This window comes from Microvirga aerophila, assembly GCF_003332305.1.
Lineage (GTDB): Bacteria > Pseudomonadota > Alphaproteobacteria > Rhizobiales > Beijerinckiaceae > Microvirga > Microvirga aerophila.
The window spans coordinates 1-1058 of sequence record NZ_QOIO01000184.1; the positions used below are offsets into that span (position 1 = coordinate 1).

A 1058-nucleotide genomic window follows, 5' to 3' on the forward strand; every position below is an offset into this window, starting at 1 on the left:
GGGACCGATCAGGCCGGCCACATAGAGCGGGCACATGCGCCGCCGAGCCGGATGATGAAGGAGCTTGAGGAAGGGTTCGAGCCAGGACTGGAGTTCGTGCTCCCACGCCACTGAGGCGCTCATGACGACCTCCCGCGAACAATCCTTCAGGAAGAGACGCCGGCAGAGCGCACCAGGTTCCGCAAACCTGCCAAAGTAGTGCTTCTGTAATGGGCCGTTGGGTGTCAAGTCCCTGAGTGACTGTCCTGTCGCCGAAGGCTTGCTTCTGTTCGGGGTCGGCGCGCGGCCGCCCCACCATGCCATCAGAGAGGATGCGGTCAGCCCATCTAAGACGCGTGCTCCACCTCGATGAGGTGCTCACGGCACTACTTACGGCTTGACCGCCTCCATCGTCCCGGCGACGGGACCTCAGGGGAACAGGACGAGAGCCGCCCCGTTCCGAACGCTTGTTCCTCCTATGCGGCAGCTCCCTCCCGGCCCCAGCGGAACGTGGTGCCGTCCATCCACATGCGATGCAGAATGACGGCAAGCTTCCGGGCCAGCGCCACCTTGGCGCGCCGCATGCCGCGCCGCCTGGCCACCTCGAGCGCCCAGCGCTTGAGCGCGGAGAAGCGCACCGCTCGGGTGAGCAGGATGTGGGCGCCCTCATACAGCGCCGTGCGCACCATCGGATCGCCCACCCGGCTCACTGCCCCGGTAATGTCGGTCTCGCCCGACTGGTACTTCTTCGGCGTCAGGCCAAAGTGTGCGCCCACCGCTCGCGAGTGGGCGAAGCGTTCAGGATCGTCCACCGCAGACGTGAAGGTCACCGCAATCAGAGCGCCGACGCCTGGCACGCTCATCAATCGCCCGCAGACCTCGTTCTCCCGGGCGATGCTCAGCATGGCCCGAGGCAATCTGGCGAACTCCGTCTGCAGAGCCTCTCGGGCCCGCAACATGGCCTCCGCAATCTTCTCCATCATGGCATGTGTAAGCGCAATATAGAGATGACACCCCTCTGCAAAGTTCAAATGGCACTCTCCTGCTTTTCGGGGCTGTAGGAGGACGTGCCGTATGAC

At 64.4% G+C, this 1058-nt stretch carries 1 pseudogene; it reads right to left on the minus strand.

Annotated features, from left to right (window positions below):
• Positions 1-455: 455 nt before the first annotated feature.
• Positions 456-965 (minus strand): annotated as a pseudogene (locus DRB19_RS29665) (transposase); the annotation flags it as partial.
• Positions 966-1058: the final 93 nt, after the last annotated feature.